The 16,930-nt window shown below is 68.3% G+C and carries 14 protein-coding genes; all 14 read left to right on the plus strand.

Translation table 11 applies throughout. The features are described from left to right. The first annotated feature begins 673 nt into the window (after positions 1 to 673). From JIX55_RS30715 to nuoN, 14 genes are read left to right on the plus strand one after another with little or no spacing between them, the layout of a single operon-like run. Positions 674 to 1,033: an NADH-quinone oxidoreductase subunit A gene (locus JIX55_RS30715; RefSeq protein ID WP_257566486.1), complete on the plus strand. Its 360-nt coding sequence runs from the start codon at positions 674 to 676 to the stop codon at positions 1,031 to 1,033. Between the two features lie 13 nt (positions 1,034 to 1,046). After that, complete coding sequence (locus JIX55_RS30720; RefSeq protein WP_007383964.1) at positions 1,047 to 1,601, plus strand: NuoB/complex I 20 kDa subunit family protein; 555 nt, start codon at positions 1,047 to 1,049, stop codon at positions 1,599 to 1,601. Next, positions 1,598 to 2,359, plus strand: coding sequence for an NADH-quinone oxidoreductase subunit C (locus tag JIX55_RS30725; RefSeq protein ID WP_257566487.1), 762 nt, complete (start codon positions 1,598 to 1,600; stop codon positions 2,357 to 2,359). Before JIX55_RS30720 ends, JIX55_RS30725 begins: the two co-directional genes overlap by 4 nt. Before the next feature lie 55 nt (positions 2,360 to 2,414). After that, positions 2,415 to 3,731, plus strand: a complete 1,317-nt coding sequence (locus tag JIX55_RS30730) for an NADH-quinone oxidoreductase subunit D (RefSeq protein ID WP_257566488.1) — start codon at positions 2,415 to 2,417, stop codon at positions 3,729 to 3,731. A 29-nt stretch (positions 3,732 to 3,760) separates the two neighbouring features. Beyond that, the gene (gene nuoE, locus JIX55_RS30735; protein ID WP_257569538.1) at positions 3,761 to 4,591 is read left to right on the plus strand and encodes an NADH-quinone oxidoreductase subunit NuoE; all 831 of its coding nucleotides are present in this window, start codon (positions 3,761 to 3,763) and stop codon (positions 4,589 to 4,591) included. Beyond that, on the plus strand, positions 4,588 to 5,946 hold the full coding sequence (gene nuoF, locus JIX55_RS30740; RefSeq protein WP_257566489.1) for an NADH-quinone oxidoreductase subunit NuoF: 1,359 nt from the start codon (positions 4,588 to 4,590) through the stop codon (positions 5,944 to 5,946). Before nuoE ends, nuoF begins: the two co-directional genes overlap by 4 nt. Continuing rightward, complete coding sequence (locus tag JIX55_RS30745) at positions 5,943 to 8,447, plus strand: NADH-quinone oxidoreductase subunit G (protein ID WP_257566490.1); 2,505 nt, start codon at positions 5,943 to 5,945, stop codon at positions 8,445 to 8,447. Before nuoF ends, JIX55_RS30745 begins: the two co-directional genes overlap by 4 nt. Then, positions 8,444 to 9,805 (plus strand): NADH-quinone oxidoreductase subunit NuoH, encoded by a 1,362-nt coding sequence (gene nuoH / locus JIX55_RS30750; RefSeq protein ID WP_257566491.1) that lies wholly within the window; start codon positions 8,444 to 8,446, stop codon positions 9,803 to 9,805. The genes JIX55_RS30745 and nuoH overlap by 4 nt, the downstream gene beginning before the upstream one ends. Next, complete coding sequence (gene nuoI, locus JIX55_RS30755; RefSeq protein ID WP_257566492.1) at positions 9,798 to 10,400, plus strand: NADH-quinone oxidoreductase subunit NuoI; 603 nt, start codon at positions 9,798 to 9,800, stop codon at positions 10,398 to 10,400. Before nuoH ends, nuoI begins: the two co-directional genes overlap by 8 nt. Then, the gene (locus tag JIX55_RS30760) at positions 10,397 to 11,233 is read left to right on the plus strand and encodes an NADH-quinone oxidoreductase subunit J (protein WP_257566493.1); all 837 of its coding nucleotides are present in this window, start codon (positions 10,397 to 10,399) and stop codon (positions 11,231 to 11,233) included. Before nuoI ends, JIX55_RS30760 begins: the two co-directional genes overlap by 4 nt. Then, entirely contained in the window at positions 11,230 to 11,529 is a 300-nt protein-coding gene (gene nuoK / locus JIX55_RS30765) for an NADH-quinone oxidoreductase subunit NuoK (RefSeq protein ID WP_009310327.1), read from the plus strand. The genes JIX55_RS30760 and nuoK overlap by 4 nt, the downstream gene beginning before the upstream one ends. A 15-nt stretch (positions 11,530 to 11,544) precedes the next feature. Then, on the plus strand, positions 11,545 to 13,491 hold the full coding sequence (gene nuoL, locus JIX55_RS30770) for an NADH-quinone oxidoreductase subunit L (RefSeq protein WP_257566494.1): 1,947 nt from the start codon (positions 11,545 to 11,547) through the stop codon (positions 13,489 to 13,491). Positions 13,492 to 13,496: 5 nt separating this feature from the next. After that, a complete protein-coding gene (locus JIX55_RS30775) occupies positions 13,497 to 15,068 on the plus strand; it encodes an NADH-quinone oxidoreductase subunit M (RefSeq protein WP_257566495.1) in 1,572 nt (523 codons plus the stop codon). Next, positions 15,065 to 16,714 carry an NADH-quinone oxidoreductase subunit NuoN gene (nuoN, locus tag JIX55_RS30780; protein WP_257566496.1) on the plus strand — a complete coding sequence of 550 codons (1,650 nt, stop codon included), beginning with the start codon at positions 15,065 to 15,067 and terminating at the stop codon, positions 16,712 to 16,714. Before JIX55_RS30775 ends, nuoN begins: the two co-directional genes overlap by 4 nt. The last annotated feature ends 216 nt before the right edge of the window (positions 16,715 to 16,930 follow it).

Consider the following 16,930-nt stretch of genomic DNA (forward strand, 5'->3'; position numbering starts at 1 on the left):
GGCCCAAATTTCCTGTGCGTCACTCTTTATTGACGCCGTAACGGACATTGCGGACGCGACTGATCAAGCCCGTGATCATGCGCTTTCGCGATTACGCCCGAATTGCCCTGCGTTTACCATCGATTGCGGCGAGTGGCCAGGCCGGTGGATTTGATCTCGCTGTGATGTGGCGCAGGTCACATCATGGTCACCGATCCGGGCGCGTTTCGCGCGGGATCGACCGGCTCCGGCGCTCGTGAATGTGTGCACGCGTCCACATCGGTCACCGGGCCTCCCTCTGGCGTGTGAACGCGGCGCACTATCAAGCGGCCCGGTCCAGCACCAATTTGCATGCAGCGGAACTCTCTTGATATAGAGACGCCCCTCGTGACCAGCGGCGACGAATGAAAATGTCACTTCTGGTGATCTCTCTGGCGCTTCGTGTGTGAAGATCGACGCTCGTCCGACTTCATGATCCTTCATCAGGTGGTGGAGATCACAAACTCGGTGCCGTACCCCGTGTCGCAGATCACAGACCCGCAGGCATAGGATGCACGGCAGTTGGGCTTGTGACCTGCTTCACATGTTCGCGATCTTCGCCGGGACCAGCGGGGTTCGTGGGACAGGTGGGGCGGGAGAGCAAGGCCCACGCAATCCGCCAGCAGTCAGTGCCGACTGAGAGGAGCGAGGAGCGGTGAACGCTTATGCGCCCATCCTCGTACTGGGAGCCCTCGGGGCAGGCTTTGCGATCTTCTCCGTGATCATGGCCTCGCTGATCGGCCCGAAGCGCTACAACCGGGCCAAGCTCGAGGCCTACGAGTGCGGGATCGAGCCCACCCCCACGCCGGTCGGCGGCGGGCGTTTCCCCATCAAGTACTACCTGACGGCGATGCTCTTCATCGTCTTCGACATCGAGATCGTCTTCCTCTACCCCTGGGCCGTCACCTTCGACGCCCTGGGTGTTTTCGGGCTCGTGGAGATGCTGCTCTTCGTGCTCACCGTCTTCGTCGCCTACGCGTACGTCTGGCGGCGCGGCGGCCTGGAATGGGACTGAGGGGCCTTTAAGCATGGGACTCGAAGAAAAACTGCCGAGCGGCTTCCTGCTGACCACCGTCGAGCAGGCCGCGGGCTGGGTACGCAAGGCGTCCGTCTTCCCCGCCACCTTCGGCCTCGCCTGTTGTGCCATCGAGATGATGACCACGGGCGCGGGGCGCTACGACCTGGCGCGCTTCGGCATGGAGGTGTTCCGGGGCTCGCCGCGCCAGGCGGACCTGATGATCGTCGCCGGCCGGGTCAGCCAGAAGATGGCGCCGGTGCTGCGGCAGGTCTACGACCAGATGCCGAATCCCAAGTGGGTGATCTCCATGGGGGTCTGCGCATCGTCGGGCGGCATGTTCAACAACTACGCGATCGTCCAGGGCGTCGACCACATCGTCCCGGTCGACATCTATCTCCCCGGCTGCCCGCCACGGCCGGAGATGCTGATGGACGCGATCCTCAAGCTCCACCAGAAGATCCAGTCGTCCAAGCTCGGCGTGAACGCCGAGGAAGCGGCCCGCGAGGCGGAGGAAGCGGCACTCAAGGCGCTCCCCACCATCGAGATGAAGGGGCTGCTGCGATGAGCGACGCGAACGGCAAGAACGGCGCCAACGGTTCGAACGGGGTGAACCCCGAAAAGGACCTCGGCGCCTCCAACCTCCCCGGCCAGCGCGGCGAGGGCGGTGAGGAGATCCGCGTCCAGCGCGGCATGTTCGGCGCCAACAACGGTGGCGACACCTCCGGCTACGGCGGCCTGGTCCGCTCCATCCGGCTCCCCGGTCCGGCCGGCCGCCCCTACGGCGGCTGGTTCGACGAGGTCGCCGACGAACTGGAGGGCGCCCTGGAGGAACAGGGCCTCGTCCCGGAGAACGTGATCGACAAGGCGGTCGTCGACCGCGGCGAGATCACCTTCCACATCGAACGCGAGTATCTGCCGCGCGTCGCACAGACCCTCCGCGACGACCCGGCCCTCCGCTTCGAACTGTGCACCGGCGTCTCCGGTGTCCACTACCCCGGTGACAAGGGCCGCGAGCTGCACGCCGTCTACCACCTGCGCTCGATCACCCACAACCGGCTGATCCGCCTGGAGGTCTCCGCCCCCGACGCCGACCCGCACATCCCGTCGCTCGTCCCCGTCTATCCGACCAACGACTGGCACGAGCGCGAGACGTACGACTTCTTCGGCATCGTCTTCGACGGCCACCCCGCGCTGACGCGGATCATGATGCCGGACGACTGGCAGGGCTTCCCGCAGCGCAAGGACTACCCCCTCGGCGGCATCCCCGTCGAGTACAAGGGTGCCCAGATCCCGGCTCCGGACCAGCGGAGGTCGTACTCATGAGCGCCCGCCCGTCGCCCGACCACCGCCCCTCAACGACTCCCTTCGGGAGGCCGCAATGACTACCGCTACTCCGCGCGAGACCACCGAGGGCACCGTATATACGGTCACCGGCGGCGACTGGGACGAGGTCGCCGAGACCGCGGCGAAGTCCGACGACGAGCGCATCATCGTCAACATGGGCCCCCAGCACCCGTCCACCCACGGTGTGCTCCGGCTCATCCTGGAGATCGACGGCGAGACCGTCACCGAGGCCCGCTGCGGCATCGGCTATCTCCACACCGGTATCGAGAAGAACCTCGAGTACCGCACGTGGACGCAGGGCACCACGTTCGTGACGCGCATGGACTACCTGACGCCGTTCTTCAACGAGACGGCGTACTGCCTCGCCGTGGAGAAGCTCCTCGGCATCGAGGACCAGATCCCGGACCGCGCCACGATCATCCGCGTGCTCCTCATGGAGCTGAACCGGCTCTCCTCCCACCTGGTGTGCATCGCCACCGGCGGCATGGAGCTGGGCGCCACGACGATCATGATCTACGGATTCCGTGATCGTGAACTCATTCTCGACATCTACGAGCTGATCACCGGCCTGCGCATGAACCACGCGTACATCCGGCCCGGCGGACTCGCCCAGGACCTGCCGCCCGGCGCGGTGGACCAGATCCGCGAGTTCGTGAAGAAGATGCAGAAGAACCTTCCCGAGTACGACAAACTCGCCACCGGGAACCCCATCTTCAAGGCCCGTATGCAGGACGTCGGCTACCTGGACCTGTCCGGCTGCATGGCCCTCGGCGCCACCGGCCCGATCCTCCGCTCCGCCGGTCTCCCGCACGACCTGCGCAAGGCGCAGCCGTACTGCGGCTACGAGACGTACGACTTCGACGTCCCGACCGCCGACACCTGCGACTCCTACGGCCGCTTCCTGATCCGCCTCGAAGAGATGCGCCAGTCCCTGCGGATCGTCGAGCAGTGCCTGGACCGGCTGCAGCCCGGCCCGGTCATGGTCGGCGACAAGAAGATCGCCTGGCCCGCCCAGCTCGCCCTGGGACCGGACGGACTCGGCAACTCCCTCGACCACATCAAGAAGATCATGGGCACCTCCATGGAGGCCCTGATCCACCACTTCAAGCTGGTGACCGAGGGCTTCCGCGTCCCGCCGGGACAGGCGTACACGGCGGTCGAGTCGCCCAAGGGCGAGCTCGGGGTGCACGCCGTGTCCGACGGAGGCACCCGCCCCTTCCGGGTCCACTTCCGCGACCCGTCCTTCACCAATCTGCAGGCCATGGCGGCGATGTGCGAGGGCGGCCAGGTCGCCGACGTCATCGTCGCCGTCGCGTCCATCGACCCTGTGATGGGAGGCGTCGACCGGTGACCACCACCCCCGAGGGCGTCAGCCTGGGCATGCCGCAACTGCCCGCGCCCGACTACCCGGACGACGTTCGAGCCCGGCTGGAGCGGGACGCCGCCGAGGTCGTCGCCCGCTACCCGGACTCGCGGTCCGCCCTCCTGCCGCTGCTGCATCTCGTGCAGTCGGAGGAGGGCCATGTCACCCGCACCGGCATGCGGTTCTGCGCGGAGGTGCTCGGCCTGACCACGGCCGAGGTCACCGCGGTCGCCACCTTCTACACCATGTACCGGCGCAAGCCCTCCGGTGACTACCAGGTGGGCGTCTGCACCAACACTCTCTGCGCGGTGATGGGCGGCGACGCGATCTTCCAGGCGCTGCAGGACCACCTGGGTGTCGGCAACGGCGAGACCACCGGCGACGGCAAGGTCACCCTGGAGCACATCGAGTGCAACGCGGCCTGCGACTTCGCACCGGTCGTGATGGTCAACTGGGAGTTCTTCGACAACCAGACCGTGGACAGCGCCAAGCGCCTCGTCGACGATCTGCGGGCGGGAGAGCGGGTCGAGCCCACGCGCGGGGCGCCGCTGTGCACCTTCAAGGACACCGCACGGATCCTCGCCGGCTTCCCCGACGAGCGGCCAGGGGCCGTCGAGGCGAGCGGCGGTGCGGGACCCGCCTCGCTGGTCGGCCTCCGCCTGGCAAGGGGAGAGGCCGCACCCGCACGCGTGGTCCATCCGCGGGACGGCGGCCCGCACGACGAGCCGCACGACAAGGTGCACGAGCCGTCACCCGCCGAACACCTCAGCTCGCACGACGCGCCGCAGGACACGTCGGCCTCGGACCCGGCCCACCCGGCAGGGCCTACCGCCGAGGAGGGGGAGTGATGACGTTGGCACCCGAGATCAAGGGCACCAGCCCGGAGAAACTGCTCGCACCCGTGCTGTCGGCCTTCTGGGACGAGGACAGGTCCTGGTCGCTGGACGTCTACCGAAGGCACGAGGGGTACGAGGGGCTGCGCAAGGCGCTGGCCATGTCACCGGACGACGTCATCGCGTACGTCAAGGAGTCCGGTCTGCGCGGCCGTGGCGGCGCGGGATTCCCCACGGGAATGAAATGGCAGTTCATTCCTCAGGGCGATGGAAAACCGCATTATCTAGTTGTCAACGCCGACGAGTCGGAGCCCGGAACGTGCAAGGACATTCCGCTCCTCTTCGCGAACCCGCACAGCCTCATCGAGGGCATCGTCATCGCGTGTCATGCCATCAGGTCTTCGCATGCCTTCATCTATCTGCGTGGTGAAGTCGTCCCCGTACTGCGGCGGTTGCACGAGGCCGTGCGTGAGGCCTACGAGGCGGGCTTCCTCGGCGAGAACATCCTCGGCAGCGGACTCGACCTCCAGCTCACCGTGCACGCGGGCGCGGGCGCGTACATCTGCGGTGAGGAGACCGCGCTGCTCGACTCGCTCGAAGGCCGCCGTGGTCAACCGCGGCTTCGTCCCCCCTTCCCTGCTGTCGAGGGCCTCTATGCGTGCCCGACTGTCGTGAATAACGTCGAGTCGATCGCGTCCGTTCCCGCCATCCTGCAAAAAGGCAAGGAATGGTTCAGGTCGATGGGCAGCGAGAAGTCTCCCGGCTTCACGCTCTACTCGCTCAGCGGCCATGTCGCCAGCCCCGGTCAGTACGAGGCCCCGCTCGGCGTCACACTCCGTCAGCTCCTGGAGATGAGCGGCGGGATGCGCCCCGGGCATCGCCTCAAGTTCTGGACGCCGGGCGGCTCCTCGACCCCGATGTTCACCGACGAGCACCTCGACGTCCCTCTTGACTACGAAGGAGTGGGCGCCGCGGGTTCCATGCTCGGCACGAAAGCACTCCAGTGCTTCGACGAGACGACCTGCGTCGTACGTGCCGTCACCCGCTGGACCGAGTTCTACGCCCACGAGTCCTGCGGCAAGTGCACCCCCTGCCGCGAAGGCACCTACTGGCTGGTGCAGTTGCTGCGCGACATCGAGGCCGGCAAGGGCGTCATGAGCGACCTCGACAAGCTGAACGACATCGCCGACAACATCAACGGCAAGTCCTTCTGCGCCCTCGGCGACGGCGCCGCCTCGCCGATCTTCTCCTCCCTCAAGTACTTCCGCGCGGAGTACGAGGACCACATCACGGGCCGGGGCTGCCCGTTCGACCCGGCCAAGTCGACGGCCTGGGCCGACAAGGACAAGCACGCGGAGGTGAACGCATGACCGTGACCACCAGCGCTCCCTCCGGGGGCGGGGAGGCGGCGGTCCCGCCGGAAGATCTCGTCTCGCTCAAGATCGACGGCGTCGACATCAGCGTGCCCAAGGGCACCCTGGTCATCCGGGCCGCCGAACAGCTCGGCATCGAGATCCCCCGCTTCTGCGACCACCCCCTGCTCGACCCGGCCGGCGCCTGCCGCCAGTGCATCGTCGAGGTCGAGGGCCAGCGCAAGCCCATGGCGTCCTGCACGATCACCTGTACGGACGGGATGGTCGTCAAGACTCACCTCACCTCGCCGGTCGCGGAGAAGGCCCAGAAGGGTGTGATGGAGCTTCTGCTCATCAACCACCCCCTGGACTGCCCGGTCTGCGACAAGGGCGGCGAGTGCCCCCTGCAGAACCAGGCCATGTCGCACGGCCACAGCGAGTCCCGCTTCGAGGGCAGGAAGCGCACCTACGAGAAGCCCGTGCCGATCTCCACGCAGGTGCTGCTCGACCGTGAGCGGTGCGTGCTGTGCGCCCGCTGCACCCGGTTCTCCAACCAGGTCGCGGGCGACCCGATGATCGAGCTGGTCGAGCGGGGCGCGCTCCAGCAGGTCGGCACCGGCGAGGGCGACCCCTTCGAGTCGTACTTCTCCGGGAACACCATCCAGATCTGCCCGGTGGGCGCGCTGACCTCGGCGGCGTACCGATTCCGCTCCCGCCCCTTCGACCTGGTCTCCTCGCCGTCCGTCTGCGAGCACTGCTCCGGCGGTTGCGCGACCCGCACCGACCACCGGCGCGGCAAGGTCATGCGGCGGCTCGCCGCCGACGACCCGCAGGTCAACGAGGAGTGGATCTGCGACAAGGGGCGGTTCGCGTTCCGGTACGCGCAGCGGCCGGACCGGCTGACCACCCCGCTCGTCCGCAACGCGGAGGGCGTCCTGGAGCCCGCCTCCTGGCCGGAGGCCCTGGAGGCCGCCGCCCAGGGGCTTCTCGCCGCGCGTGGCCGGGCCGGTGTCCTGACCGGCGGACGGCTCACCGTCGAGGACGCCTACGCGTACAGCAAGTTCGCGCGTGTGGCCCTCGACAGCAACGACATCGACTTCCGCGCGCGCGTGCACAGCGGCGAGGAGGCCGACTTCCTGGCGGCCCGGGTCGCCGGACGGGGCCGCGACCTCGACGGTACGGGTGTCTCGTACACCTCCCTGGAGAAGGCGCCCGCGGTGCTGCTGGTCGGGTTCGAGGCCGAGGAGGAGGCACCCGGCGTCTTCCTCCGGCTGCGCAAGGCCTGGCGCAAACACAAGCAGCAGGTGTTCTCGCTGGCCACCCACGCCACCCGGGGTCTGGAGAAGGCGGGCGGCACGCTCCTGCCGGCCGCGCCCGGCACCGAGACCGAGTGGCTGGACGCCCTCGCGAGTGGGTTCGGGCTTGACGAGGACGGCACCAAGGCCTCCGAGGCGCTGCGTACCGAGGGCGCGGTGATCGTCGTAGGGGAGAGGATCGCGGCCGTGGCCGGCGGGCTCACCGCCGCCGTGCGGGCCGCGTCCCTGACCGGCGCGCAGCTGGTGTGGATCCCTCGGCGGGCCGGGGAGCGCGGCGCCGTCGAGGCAGGCGCGCTGCCGTCGGTGCTGCCGGGCGGGCGTCCGGCCACCGACCCGCGCGCACGCGCGGAGGTCGCCGCCGCCTGGGGCGTCGCCGAACTCCCGCTGAGGTACGGCCGGGACACCGGACAGATCGTCGAGGCCGCCGCCACCGGAGAGCTCGGGGCCCTGGTGGTGGCGGGTGTGGAAGTCGCCGATCTGCCCGATCCGGCACGCGCGCGTGAGGCACTCTCCACGGTGGGCTTCCTGGTGTCACTGGAGCTGCGGCCCAGCGAGGTCACCGGACGGGCGGACGTGGTCCTTCCGGTCGCGGCCGTCGCCGAGAAGGCAGGCACCTTCGTCAACTGGGAAGGCCGGGTACGGCTGTTCGAGGCCGCGCTGAAGCCCGACCAGATGACGCGCCGGGTGGCACCCACCGACGGGCGGGTGCTCCAGATGCTGGCCGACGCCATGGACGTCCACCTGGGCCTCCCCGATCTGCGCACCACGCGCGCGGAGCTGGACCGGCTCGGGGCGTGGGACGGTGCGAGGGCCAACGAGCCGGTGGAGGTCGCGGCCGGACTGCCGCGCCCGGCCGCCGGGGAAGCCGTACTGGCCGGGCACCGGCTGCTGCTCGACCAGGGCCGCCTCCAGGACGGCGACGAGGCGCTCGCCGGGACGCGGCACGCCGCCCACGCGCGCGTGTCCGCCGCCACGGCCGCCGAGGCCGGCGTCAAGAACGGTGACGTCCTCGCGGTCACCGGCCCCGCAGGGGTCGTGGAACTGCCGCTGCAGATCACCGAGATGCCCGACCGCGTCGTCTGGCTGCCGCTGAACTCCACCGGCTCGGGCGTCGCCTCCGACACCGGGGCGCTGCCCGGCGCACTCGTCCGTATCGGCCCCGCGACGCTCGCCGCCGAGGCCCCCGAGGAGGTGGAGGCATGAGCTTGTACCTCGCCGCTGAAGACCTCTCGATGTTCGGCCGCGACCCCTGGTGGCTGGTCGTCGTCAAGGCGGTGTTCTGCTTCGCCTTCCTGATGCTGACCGTGCTGTTCTCCATCGTGTGGGAACGCAAGGTCGTCGCCTGGATGCAGCTGCGCATCGGCCCCAACCGGCACGGCCCCTGGGGCATGCTCCAGTCGCTCGCCGACGGCATCAAACTGATGCTCAAGGAAGACGTCATCGTCAAACGCGCGGACACGGTCGTCTACGTCCTCGCGCCGATCGTCGCGGCCATCCCGGCCTTCATGGCGATCGCGGTGATCCCCTTCGGCCCGGCCGGCAACGAGATCTCGATCTTCGGCCAGCGCACCACGATGCAGCTCACCGACCTGCCGATCGCGATGCTCTACATCCTCGCGGTCGCCTCGGTCGGCATCTACGGCATCGTGCTCGCGGGCTGGAGCTCCGGATCCACCTACCCGCTGCTCGGCGGCCTCCGCTCCGCAGCGCAGATGATCTCCTACGAGATCGCCATGGGCGCCGCGTTCGCCTCGGTCTTCCTCTACTCGGGGTCGATGTCGACGTCGGCGATCGTGGAGGCGCAGCAGGACCGCTGGTACATCGTGCTGCTGCCGGTCTCGTTCGTGATCTACATCGTGACCATGGTCGGTGAGACCAACCGCGCCCCCTTCGACATGCCGGAGTCCGAGGGCGACCTGGTCGGCGGCTTCAACACCGAGTACTCGTCGATCAAGTTCGCGCTGTTCATGCTCGCCGAGTACGTCAACATGGTGACCGTCTCGGCCGTGTCGGTGACGCTCTTCCTCGGCGGCTGGCGGGCCCCCTATCCCATCAGCACCTTCTGGGAGGGCGCCAACCACGGCTGGTGGCCGATGCTCTGGTTCGTGGTGAAGGTCCAGCTGCTGCTGTTCTTCTTCATCTGGCTGCGCGGCACACTCCCGCGCGTCCGCTACGACCAGCTGATGAAGCTCGGCTGGAAGGTCCTCCTCCCGGTCTCCGTGGTCTGGCTGATGCTCGTCGCGACCGTACGGACCCTCAGGAACGAGAACTACGACTTCGCCGAGATCGCGCTGTACGTCGCGGGCGCCGTCATCGTGCTGTTCCTGCTCTCGGTCGTCGTGGACATCTTCCGCGACCGGCGCGAGGCACAGGACAAGCCCGCCGAACCGGCCGCCTTCGACCCGATGGCCGGCGGATTCCCCGTACCGCCCCTGCCCGGACAGACCCTCCCGCCGGTGCCGCGCAGGCGTCCGCGCCGCGAGCGGGAGCTGATTGTCAGTGGCGGGTCCGATACTGACAGTGACGGATCTTCGAATGGGAAGGAGGCGTCCGATGGCTGAGGAGCCGAAGGAGACCAAGCCGGGTTTCCAGAACCCCGTCGCCGGCTTTGGCGTGACCTTCAAGGCCATGTTCAAGAAGCGGCTGACCGAGCAGTATCCGGAGCAGCGGAAGACCACGGCCCCGCGGTTCCACGGCCGGCACCAGCTCAACCGCCATCCGGACGGCCTGGAGAAGTGCATCGGCTGCGAGCTGTGCGCCTGGGCGTGTCCCGCCGACGCCATCTACGTGGAGGGCGCCGACAACACGGACGAGGAGCGCTACTCACCGGGCGAGCGGTACGGCCGCGTCTACCAGATCAACTACGCCCGCTGCATCCTGTGCGGCTTGTGCATCGAGGCGTGCCCCACGCGCGCGTTGACGATGACCAACGAGTTCGAGCTGGCCGACTCCAGCCGTGCCAACCTCATCTACACCAAGGAGCAGCTGCTCGCCGGTCTGGAGGAGGGCATGGTCGACTCGCCCCACTCGATCTTCCCGGGCACGGACGAACAGGACTACTACCGGGGGCTGGTCACCGAGGCCGCGCCCGGCACGGTGCGCCAAGTGGCCACATCCAAGGGCGAGAAGCCAGAGGAAGAGGGGGTGGGCGCATGAGTGCTCAACTCGCCGCCTACACCACCTCCACAGGTGAGGCCTTCCAGTTCTGGGTGCTCGGCACGATCGCCGTGGTCGGCGCCCTGTGCACCGTCTTCATGAAGAAGACCGTGCACAGCGCGCTCTGCCTCGCCGGCACCATGATCATCCTGGCGGTGTTCTACCTCGCCAACGGCGCCTACTTCCTGGGCGTCGTGCAGATCGTGGTCTACACCGGCGCGATCATGATGCTGTTCCTGTTCGTGGTGATGCTCGTCGGCGTCACCGCGGCGGACTCCCTGAAGGAGACCATCAAGGGTCAGCGCTGGCTGGCCCTCGTTTGTGGCCTCGGCTTCGGCATCCTGCTGACCGCGGGCATCGGCAACGCCTCACTGACGGAGTTCAACGGCCTCGGCCAGGCCAACGCGGGCGGCAACGTGGAGGGCCTCGCGGCCCTGATCTTCACCGACTACGTGTTCGCCTTCGAGCTCACCGGCGCCCTGCTGATCACGGCCGCCGTCGGCGCCATGGTCCTCACCCACCGAGAGCGCACCGAGCGGGCCAAGACCCAGCGCGAGCTGGCCGAAGAGCGCGTACGCGAGGGCAAGCACCTCCCCCCGCTGCCGGCCCCCGGCGTGTACGCCCGGCACAACGCGGTGGACATCGCGGGCCTGCTGCCCGACGGCACCCCGTCCGAGCTGACCGTCAGCAAGACGCTGCGGGACCGAGGGCAGATCCGCGATGTCTCGACCGAGGCGCTCAACGACCTCAAGGCACTGGAGCAGCGCGCCGAGGACCGTCTGGAGCGCTCGAACAGCGGGAACAGCGGGAAGAACAGGGAGGCATCGAAGTGAATCCCGTCAACTACCTGTATCTCGCCGCCCTGCTGTTCACGATCGGCGCCACCGGCGTCCTGATCAGGCGGAACGCGATCGTGGTGTTCATGTGCGTCGAGCTGATGCTCAACGCCTGCAACCTCGCCCTGGTCGCCTTCTCCCGGATGCACGGCAATCTCGACGGCCAGATCATCGCCTTCTTCACGATGGTCGTCGCCGCCGCGGAGGTCGTGGTCGGACTCGCGATCATCGTGTCGCTGTTCCGGTCCCGCCACTCGGCCTCGGTCGACGACGCCAGCCTGATGAAGCTGTAAGGGGTCGGAAGAATCGTGGAGAACCTGATTGCGCTGCTGGTGGCGGCGCCCCTGCTCGGAGCGGCCGTCCTGCTGTGCGGCGGCCGGCGCCTCGACGCCGTCGGCCACCTCGTCGGCACGGCCCTGGCCGCCGCCTCGTTCGTCATCGGCGTCGTCCTCTTCGCCGACATGGTCGGCAAGGACGCCGAACACCGCGAGATGGGCCAGCATCTGTTCAGCTGGATCCCCGTCGAGGGCTTCCAGGCCGACGTCGCCTTCCAGCTCGACCAGCTGTCGATGACGTTCGTCCTGCTGATCACCGGAGTCGGCTCGCTCATCCACGTGTACTCGATCGGGTACATGGAGCACGACGAGCGCCGACGCCGCTTCTTCGGCTATCTGAACCTGTTCCTCGCGGCGATGCTGCTGCTCGTCCTCGCCGACAACTACCTGCTGCTGTACGTCGGCTGGGAGGGCGTCGGCCTCGCCTCGTATCTGCTGATCGGCTTCTGGCAGCACAAGCCCAGCGCCGCCACCGCCGCGAAGAAGGCCTTCCTGGTCAACCGCGTCGGCGACGTGGGCCTGTCCATCGCCATCATGCTGATGTTCACCACCTTCGGGACCTTCGCCTTCGGGCCGGTCCTGGAGGCCACCGGTGAGACGAGCGAGGGCACGCTCACCGCCATCGCGCTGATGCTGTTGCTCGCCGCCTGCGGCAAGTCCGCCCAGGTGCCGCTGCAGTCCTGGCTCGGGGACGCGATGGAGGGCCCGACCCCGGTCTCGGCCCTCATCCACGCCGCGACCATGGTGACCGCCGGCGTCTACCTGATCGTCCGCTCCGCCGACATCTTCAACGCCGCCCCCGACGCGCAGTTGGTCACCACCATCGTCGGCGCGGTCACGCTCCTCTTCGGTGCGATCGTCGGTTGCGCGAAGGACGACATCAAGAAGGCCCTCGCCGGATCGACGATGTCGCAGATCGGCTACATGGTGCTCGCCGCGGGCCTCGGCCCCATCGGCTACGTCTTCGCGATCATGCACCTGGTGACGCACGGCTTCTTCAAGGCCGGCCTGTTCCTCGGCGCCGGTTCGGTCATGCACGGCATGAACGACGAGGTCGACATGCGCAAGTACGGCGGCCTGCGGAAGTACATGCCGATCACCTTCGTCACCTTCGGCCTCGGCTACCTCGCGATCATCGGCTTCCCCGGTCTGTCCGGCTTCTTCTCCAAGGACAAGATCATCGAGGCGGCCTTCGCCAAGGGCGGCACCGAGGGCTGGATCCTCGGCAGTGTGGCCCTGCTGGGCGCGGCCATCACGGCGTACTACATGACGCGCGTGATGCTGATGACGTTCTTCGGCGAGGAGCGCTGGCGGAACCAGCCGACCGCCTCCCCGGAGGAGCCGAGCGTGGAGCCCGCCGCCGAGCACCACGGCGCCCACGCGGAACCGCACCCGCACGAGTCGCCCAAGGTCATGACGATCCCCATGATCGTGCTGGCCGTCGGATCGGTCTTCGGCGGTGCCTACTTCAGCATCGGCGACCGGTTCATCCACTGGCTGGAGCCCGTCACCCACCACGCGCACGGGAACCCACCGATCAGCGCGCTGACGGTCACCGTCTCCACCGTCGCCGTGATGGTCATCGGCGTCGGCCTCGCCTGGCTCCAGTACGGGCGCCGGCCCGTCCCCGTCGTCGCCCCGCGCGGATCGCTGCTCACCCGGGCCGCCCGGCGCGACCTCCTCCAGGACGACTTCAACCACGTCGTGCTCGTACGCGGCGGCGAGCACCTCACGCGCTCCCTCGTGTACGTCGACCACACCCTGGTCGACGGCGTCGTCAACGGCACGGCGGCCTCGATGGGTGGCCTCTCCGGCCGGCTGCGCCGCATCCAGAACGGCTATGCACGGTCGTACGCGGTCTCGATGTTCGGCGGCGCTGCGATCCTCATCGCCGCGACCCTGCTGATGAGGGCGGTCTGATACCGATGTCCTTTCCTCTGCTGACAGCGACGGCGGTGCTCCCGGCCCTCGGGGCGATCGCCACGGCCGCCGTACCGGCCGCGAAGCGCGAGGCCGCGAAATGGCTGGCGCTGATCGTCTCGCTGGCCACGCTCGTACTCGCCGTGATCGTCCTGGTCCGCTTCGACCCGGACGGCGACCGCTACCAACTCACCGAGTCCCACGCCTGGATCGCGGACTTCGGGGTGCGTTACGAGCTGGGCGTGGACGGCATCGGGGTGGCGCTCGTCGCGCTCACCGCCCTGCTGATCCCGTTCATCATCCTCGCGGGCTGGCACGACGCCGACCCGCTGGAGACCGGCAACAAGAGGTGGCGGCCCACCCAGGGCTTCTTCGCCCTGATCCTGGCGGTCGAGGCGATGGTGATCATCTCCTTCGAGGCCACCGACGTCTTCCTCTTCTACATCTTCTTCGAAGCCATGCTCATCCCGATGTACTTCCTCATCGGCGGCTTCGGGGACCGGGCCCACGAGCACGGCGAGGAGGCGGCGTCCACGCAACGGTCGTACGCCGCCGTGAAGTTCCTCCTCTACAACCTGGTCGGCGGTCTGATCATGCTGGCCGCGGTGATCGGCCTGTACGTGGTCGCCGGGAACTTCTCGCTGCAGGAGATCACCGAGGCTCGCGCCAACGGCTCGCTGGAGATGGCGACCACCACCGAACGGTGGCTGTTCCTGGGCTTCTTCTTCGCCTTCGCGGTGAAGGCGCCCCTGTGGCCGCTGCACACCTGGCTGCCCAACGCCATGCAGGAGTCCACCGCCCCGGTCGCCGTCCTCATCACGGCGGTCGTCGACAAGGTGGGCACGTTCGCGATGCTCCGCTTCTGCCTCGGGCTGTTCCCGGAGGCCAGTAAGTGGGCGACTCCCGCGATTCTCGTCCTGGCCCTCATCAGCATCATCTACGGGGCGCTGCTCGCGGTCGGCCAGCGGGACATCAAGCGGCTGGTGGCGTACGCGTCGATCTCGCACTTCGGGTTCATCATCCTGGGTATCTTCGCGATGACCAGCCAGGGCCAGTCCGGCGCGACGCTCTACATGGTCAACCACGGCATCTCGACGGCCGCCCTGATGCTGGTCGCCGGCTTCCTGATCTCCCGGCGCGGATCGCGGCTCATCGCCGACTACGGAGGCGTGCAGAAGGTGGCGCCGGTCCTCGCCGGCACGTTCCTGATCGGCGGTCTCGCGACGCTTTCGCTGCCCGGACTCGCCCCGTTCGTCAGTGAGTTCCTGGTCCTGGTCGGCACGTTCGCGCGCTACCCGGTGATCGGGATCATCGCCACTGCAGGCATCGTCCTCGCCGCGCTCTACGTCCTCGTCCTCTACCAGCGGACGATGACGGGCCCGGTGAAGGCCGAGGTCGAGGGGATGCCCGACCTGAGGGTGCGGGAACTCGTGGTGGTCGCCCCACTGGTCGTGCTGCTGATCTTCCTGGGCGTCTATCCGAAGCCGGTCACCGACATCGTCAACCCGGCGGTCGAGCACACCATGTCCGACGTGAAGCAGAAGGACCCCCAGCCCGAGGTGGAGGCCGCAAAGTGAGCGCATCAGCCGTCCACAGCCTGTGGACAACTGCGGCCGACCCGATCACGAAGATCGACGCGCCGAAGATCGAATACGGGCAATTGTCGCCCACTCTGATCGTCATCGGGGCGGCGATCATCGGGGTGCTTGTCGAGGCCTTCGTGCCGCGCAAGTCCCGCTACTACGCCCAGGTGTTCGTCTCCGTCGTCGCCCTCGCGGCATCCTTCGCCGCCGTCGTCGCCCTCGCGGCGGGCGGATACGGCACCACGAAGGCCGGAATCGCGGCCATGGGCGCCATCGCCGTGGACGGACCGGCCCTGTTCCTGCAGGGCACGATCCTCCTGGCCGGCATCCTCGGCGTCTTCACCTTCGCCGAGCGGCGCCTTGACCCGGCCGCGCACGGCAACAGGGTCGACTCCTTCGCCGCGCAGGCCGCTTCGGTGCCCGGCAGCGACAGCGAGAAGGCCGCGGTGAAGGCCGGGTTCACCACCACCGAGGTGTTCCCGCTGCTGCTCTTCGCGATCGGCGGCATGCTGATCTTCCCGGCGGCCAACGACCTGCTGACCCTGTTCATCGCCCTGGAAGTCTTCTCGCTCCCGCTCTATCTGCTGTGCGCCGTGGCCCGCCGCAAGCGGCTCATGTCGCAGGAGGCAGCGGTCAAGTACTTCCTGCTCGGCGCCTTCGCCTCCGCCTTCACCCTCTTCGGCATCGCGCTGCTGTACGGCTACGCGGGCTCCGTGAAGTACGCGACGATCGCCCAGGTCGTCGACGGCACCATCGGAGAGATCAACCCCGCCCTCGCCGGCACCATGGGCAACGACGTGCTGCTCCTCATCGGCGCCGCCATGGTCGTCATGGGCCTGCTGTTCAAGGTCGGCGCGGTGCCGTTCCACATGTGGACGCCGGATGTGTACCAGGGCGCGCCGACTCCGGTCACCGGGTTCATGGCGGCGGCCACGAAGGTGGCGGCGTTCGGCGCGCTGCTGCGCCTGCTCTACGTCGTCCTGCCAGGCCTGCGCTGGGACTGGCGGCCGGTCATGTGGGCCGTCGCCATCGTCACCATGCTGGGCGGCGCGATCGTCGCCATCACGCAGACCGACATCAAGCGACTGCTCGCCTACTCGTCGATCGCCCACGCGGGCTTCATCCTCGCCGGTGTCATCGCGGCCTCGCCCGACGGCGTCTCGTCCGTGCTGTTCTACCTGGGTGCCTACTCGTTCGTGACGATCGGCGCGTTCGCCGTGGTGACCCTCGTGCGGGACGCGGGCGGCGAGGCCACGCATCTGTCCAAGTGGGCCGGGCTCGGGCGCAGGTCACCGCTGGTGGCGGCCGTGTTCGCGGTCTTCCTGCTGGCCTTCGCGGGCATTCCGCTGACCTCCGGGTTCGCCGGGAAGTTCGCCGTGTTCAAGGCGGCGGCGGAGGGTGGCGCGGGCGCGATCGTCGTGGTCGGTGTGATCTCGTCGGCCATCGCCGCGTTCTTCTACATCCGTGTCATCGTGCTCATGTTCTTCAGCGAGCCGCGGCCCGAGGGGCCGACCGTCGCCGTGCCGTCGCCGCTGACCATGACCGCGATCGGGGTCGGTGTGGCCGTCACGCTGGTGCTCGGTGTCGCACCGCAGTACTTCCTGGATCTGGCGGGTCAGGCGGGAGTGTTCGTCCGCTGACGCTCCGCTCGCGGGCGTCGCACTTGGCTGCGGTGCCTTCGGCGTGGTGCCTTCGGTCGTGATGCAGTGACGGGACCCGGTCTCCTCCTTGGGGGCCGGGTCCCGTCGTATGCGCCGGTCGCTGAACGTGGGCGCGGCGGAACCCGCACGGGTGGAGCCTGTGGATAACTCTGAGGCTGTCGGTGCGGGCGCCTATGGTGGCAAGGGCTGGAGGAA

Source organism: Streptomyces sp. DSM 40750 (assembly GCF_024612035.1).
Classification (GTDB): Bacteria; Actinomycetota; Actinomycetes; order Streptomycetales; family Streptomycetaceae; genus Streptomyces.